This window comes from Streptomyces sp. NPDC057638 (genome assembly GCF_042800315.1).
Classification (GTDB): domain Bacteria; phylum Actinomycetota; class Actinomycetes; order Streptomycetales; family Streptomycetaceae; genus Streptomyces.
This window is the reverse complement of record NZ_JBHVHF010000408.1, coordinates 1-5,683: the sequence shown is the minus strand read 5'-3', so window position 1 is coordinate 5,683 and position 5,683 is coordinate 1. Positions and strand designations below refer to the sequence as shown.

Sequence of the window (5,683 nt, the reverse complement as noted above, 5' to 3'; positions counted from 1 at the left end):
CATCGGTCTTCCCGGAGCGGGTAGCCGTCGGCCGTGCCAGGGCGGGTAGCCGTCGGCTTCGCCGGAGCGGGTGCCGTCGGCTTTCCGCAGCGGGTCGTCATCGGCGGTGTGGAGCCGTTCGCCGTCGGCTTCCGGAGCGGGTGCCGTCGGCTTTCCGCAGCGGGTCGCCGGAGCTGCCGCGACCCGCTCGGTGGTGCGGGCGGCGACCGCGGAGCTCGGTGTGGAAACGCCTGCTGACCGCCCTGTTTCGCTCATCGGTCAAGTGCGTAGCTGGGCCATGGCCCGCTGGGGAGACTGAGGCGTCAGGCACGGCTTCCGCTGTGGACGATGCCCAGATCGGAGAGGTAGGCCATACGTGACCCACGAGGGGCTCCCGGGAGCGGGACCGGCGCCGGACCTGGACGCGGACCAGGCGCTGACCCGCTTTCCCGTAGATCGTCCACGCTCGGCGGCGCGTACCGGGGCCACGGTGGCGCACCGGTTCACGCTCGATGGCGCGCTCACATCGGGCCTGCGGCGCCTCGCGGACTCGGTCGACGGCACCCTGCTCGGCACGCTGGCGGCCGTGAGTCAGGTGCTGTCCGCCGTGTACGCGGGTCAGGGCGAGGTGACCGCGATGGTCCGGGGCGACTCCGCGGGGGACGACGGCACGACGGTCGTCCTGCGGACGACCGTCGACAACCGGCTCCCGTTCGACCGTCTGCTCGGTGAGGTCTCCGGTGCGGTGGACGCCTCGCTGCCGGGCCAGTTCGCCGTCGCCGATGTGGTGCTGCGGTTCTCCGAGGCGCGGGAGGCCGGGCGGGGCGCGCACGGGGTGGAGGTCTCCGTCGACCATGACCCCGGCGTCCTCGCCACGGCGACCGTCGAGCGGCTCGCCGAGACGTTCCACAGCCTGGTCGAGGGGGTGGTGGACCGCCCCGGGCGCCCGCTGTCCGAGCTCCGGTTGATGCCGGGTGACACATCGCGCCGCGTCCTGCTCGGCTGGAACGACACCACACGCGGGTTCCCCGCGCTCCGCGGCCTGCCGGAGGTCTTCGCCGAACGGGTACGGCTCTCCCCGGACGCGCCGGCCGTGCACGCCGGTGACGAGCGGCTGACCTACGCCGAGCTGAACGAACGGGCCAACCGGCTCGCCCACCGGCTGATCGCCGAGGGCGTCACCACCGAGTCGCGGGTCGGGCTGCTGCTGGACCGGTCGGTGCACGCGGTCGTGTCCATCCTGGCGGTGCTGAAGGCGGGCGGCGTCTACGTACCACTGCACGCCACCTACCCCGAGGACCGCGTCCGCTTCGTGCTGGCGGACGTCGGCGCCGGGATCCTGCTGACGGACCGGGTGATGGCGGCCAAGGCCGCCGCCACCGATGCCCTGGTGCTCAGGGTGGACGACGCGGCCACGAGCGCGGGCCGACCCGCCCATGACCCCGAACGGACCCCGGACGCCCGGCAGCTCGCGTACATCATGTTCACCTCGGGCTCCACCGGAACCCCGAAGGGCGTCGCGGTCACCCACGGCGATGTGGCGGCCCTGGCCTGGGACCATCGCTGGCACGACGCGGCACACCGGCGCGTCCTGTTCCACTCCCCGCACGCCTTCGACGCCTCGACCTACGAGCTGTGGGTGCCCCTGCTGACCGGCGGCGAGCTGGTCGTCGCCGAGCGGGAACCGACGCCCGCCCTCATCCGCGAGCTGATCACCGGGCACGGGGTGACGGCGGTGTTCCTCACCTCCGCGCTGCTGGGCCTGTTCGCCGAGGAGGCGCCCGACTGCTTCGCCGGGGCGGCCACGGTGATCACCGGTGGTGAGGCCCCGTCGGCGGAGGCACTGGAGCGGGTGATGGCGAGCTGCCCCGGCACACGGGTGGTCAACGCCTACGGACCGACCGAGGCCACCACGTTCGCGCTGATGCAGAACCTCTCCCTGGCGCAGGTCCGCTCGGGTGCCACCCCGATCGGCGTACCGCTGGACAACACCCGGCTGTACGCGCTGGACGCGTGGCTGCGCCCGGTTCCCGTCGGTGCGCCGGGAGAGCTGTACATCGCGGGCGAGGGCCTGGCGCGCGGCTACTTCGGCCGCGCCGCGCTGACCGCCGAGCGGTTCGTGGCCGACCCCTTCGGCACGGGAGAGCGGCTGTACCGCACCGGCGACATCGTCCGCTGGCGCGCCGACGGGACGATGGACTACCTGCGCCGGGCCGACGAGCAGGTCAAGATCCGCGGCTTCCGGATCGAGACCGGCGGGATCGAGGCCGCCCTCGGCGCGCTCAAGGGGGTCACCGGAGCCGCTGTCGTCGTGCACGAGACGCGTGGCGCCCGGCATCTGGTCGCCTATGTGGGGTCGGAGGACGGCCCGGAGGCCGACACCGCGCGGTGGCGTGACGCCCTGTCGGCCCGGCTGCCGAGCTACGAGGTGCCGTCCTGGTTCATCCCGATGGCCGCGCTGCCCCTGTCGAACAGCGGCAAGGTCGACCGTCGCGCGCTGCCCGCGCCGCGGCTGGACGCGCTCGCCACGGTGGACCATGTCGAGCCGCGTACGGACACCGAGCGGCTGCTGGCGCGGTTGTGGGCCGAGGTGTTCGGCGTCGAGCGGGTGGGCGTGACCGAGAACTTCTTCACCCTCGGCGGCGACTCCATCCTGGCCATCAAACTCGTCTCCCGGGCCCGGGGCCAGGGAATCCTGCTGACCGGCAAGGACCTCTTCACCAGCCCGACCATCGCGGAACTGGCCGAGGTCGCGAGCCACGCGGCCGGTGACCCCGGCGATCCGGGCGACCCCCCGGCGGACCGCCCGCTGGTCCACCTCACCGCCGCCGAGAGCGACCGCCTCGCCGAGGGCGGGGCCGTCGAGGACGTCTATCCGCTGACGCCGATGCAGAGCGGGATGCTCTTCGACGCCCTGATGACCGGGGACACCGGTCTGCACCTGATCCAGTTCGACCTGGTCCTCGACCAGGTCGGGAGACCGGAGCTGCTCGGCCGGGCCTGGCAGCGGACCGCGGACCGCTCGCCCGTCCTGCGCACCGGCGTGGCGTGGGCGGAGGTCAGCGATCCGGTGCAGGTGGTGCGCGCGGGGGCCACGCTGCCCGTCACCCACCACGACTGGCGCGAGCTGTCGGAACCGGACCAGCGGGAAAGGTGGCACGCCCTGCGCGCCACGGACCGGGCGGCCGGGGTGGATCTCGCCACCGCACCGCTGTCCAGGGTCGCGATCGTCCGGCTCAGCGACACCAGCGTCCGTGTGCTGTGGTCGGCGCACCACATCGTGATGGACGGGTGGAGCGGTGCCGAGGTGCTCGCCGAGGTGGTCGCCGACTACGCGCGGCTGCGGGACGGCGAGGGACCGACACCGCGGCCCCGGGTGCCGTTCCGGGAGTACCTGCGCTGGCTGGCCGAACAGGACGGGGCCGCCGCGGAGGCGTACTGGCGCGGTGTGCTCGGTGACGTCAGCACACCCACCCGGCTGCCCTACGACCTTCCGGCCGCGCCGGACCACCGGCCGCGCGCGACGGCGATGGTGGAGGTCGACCTCGGCCCCGGGCTGTCCGCGCGACTCACGGAGATGACCAGACGGACGAGACTGACCACGAGCACCCTCGTGCAGGGAGCGTGGGCGATCGTGCTGTCGCGCTACGGCGGCGGCCGGGACATCTGCTTCGGCTCCACGGTCTCCGGGCGGACACCGGACCTCGCGGGCGTCGACTCGATCACCGGCATGCTCGTCAACACCCTGCCGGTCCGGGTGCGCGTGGACGGCGGGCGCGACCTCGTGTCCTGGCTGGCCGCGCTCCAGGCGGAGCAGGCCCGCGCCCGGGAGTTCGCGGGGGTGTCGCTGACCCGGGCGCAGCAATGGAGCGGGCTCCGCGCCCGGGACGACCTGTTCGACAGCATCGTCGTCGTCGAGAACTTCCCCTTCGACCAGCGGGCGTTCACCGCGCACGGCGTGGAACTGAGCCACTTCGACACCGAGGTCGGCTCGGGTGCCGCGCTCGGCGTCGTCGTACTCCCCGGGGACCGGCTCACGCTACGGCTCCACCATGACCCGGCGCTGCTCACCGGAGGCGGTGTGCGCCGCATGGCGGAGTATCTGCGGACCCTGCTGGAGGCGTTCGCCGAGGACAGCGAGCGGACCGTCGGCGAGCTGCCGGCCCTCTCGCCCGCCGAGCACCGGACGGTGCTCGGTGAGCGGGCCGGTACGGCCCCTGACACCGCCGTCGAGCACCGCGTCCACGAGCTGGTCGCGGAGCAGGCCCGGCTGCGCCCGGACGCGGTCGCCGTGGAGTTCGACGACCGGCGGCTGACCTATGGCGAGCTGGACGCGCGGGCGAATCAGCTGGCCCACTACCTCATCGGACGCGGCGTCGGCGGCGATGTGCTGGTGGGCACGGCGCTGGAGCGGAGCCCCGACCTGTTCATCGCCATCCTCGGCATCCTCAAGGCGGGCGGCGCGTATGTGCCGCTGGACCCGGAGTACCCGGCGGAACGGATCGGCCTCACCCTGGCCGAGACCCGGCCGCCCGTGGTCCTGGCCCATGAGGCCGGGCTCGGCCGGTTCCCCCGGACCGACGCGGAGCTGGTGTTCCTGGACCGTGACGGGCCGGTCATCGCCACGTACCCGGACACCGACCCCCAGGCGCCGGGCAGCGCCCGCGATCTCGCCTATGTCGTCTACACCTCGGGCTCGACCGGGCGGCCCAAGGGCGTGATGGTCGAGCACCGCTCGCTCTACAACACCGTGACCGCGGTGGTCGGGCCGTACGGGCTCACGCCGGACAGCCGGGTGTTCCAGCTCTGCTCCATGAGCTTCGACACCGGGGTGCAGGACCTGTTCACCACCTGGGCCGCCGGGGGGACCATGGTGGTGCCGGGCCCGGACGTCGCGCGCAACGGTGCCTATCTGGTCGAGAGCATGCTGGCCGGTGAGGTCACCACGGCCTCCATCCCGATCGCCGTCCTGTCGTCGCTGGACGCGGGGTCCCTGCCCGGGATGGAGACCGTCCGGGTCGGCGGCGACATCGTCGCGCCCGAGGTGGCCGAGGCGTGGGCGCGCGACCACCGGGTGATCAACAACTACGGCCCGACCGAGGCGGGCGTGACCGTGAGCCTGTTCGAGGTCGAGCGGGGCGCGGGCTACCACAGCGTGCCGCTGGGCAAGCCGCTCGCCAACACCCGGGCCTATCTCCTCGACGACCGTCTCACCCCGGTGCCGGTCGGTGTGCCCGGTGAGTTGTACGTCGGCGGCGTGGGCATCGCACGGGGGTACGTCGACAACCGGGCCATGACCGCCGAGCGGTTCGTCGCCGACCCGTTCGGCCCGCCCGGTTCACGGCTGTACCGGACCGGTGATGTGATGCGGTGGCGTCCGGACGGCACCCTGGACTTCATCGGGCGCACCGACGACCAGGTCAAGATCCGGGGGTTCCGGGTGGAGCTCGGGGAGATCGAGAGCGTGCTGCGGCGGCATGACGGGGTGAGCGAGGCCGCGGTGACGGTGCGGCCGGACGACACGGGCGGCAAGGTGCTCGTCGCCTACGTCGTGGGCCGCCCCGGGGTGCCGGTGCCGGGTACGGAGGAGCTGCGCCACCACCTCGGGGCCGCACTGCCCGACTACATGATCCCCGCCGCGATCGTGCCGCTGGAGCGGATGCCGCTCAACCACAACGGCAAGCTCGACGGCTCGGCGCTGCCC

The 5,683-nt window shown here is 73.3% G+C and carries 1 protein-coding gene and 1 pseudogene; one reads left to right on the top strand and one right to left on the bottom strand.

Annotated elements, in window-relative coordinates:
• Positions 1 to 255 (bottom strand): annotated as a pseudogene (locus ACFVIM_RS32055) (hypothetical protein); the annotation flags it as partial.
• Positions 256 to 355: 100 nt separating this feature from the next.
• On the opposite strand from ACFVIM_RS32055, the gene ACFVIM_RS32050 reads away from it, so the two are divergent.
• A partial coding sequence (locus ACFVIM_RS32050) for an amino acid adenylation domain-containing protein (RefSeq protein WP_384308952.1) occupies positions 356 to 5,683 on the top strand: 5,328 nt, incomplete at its 3' end.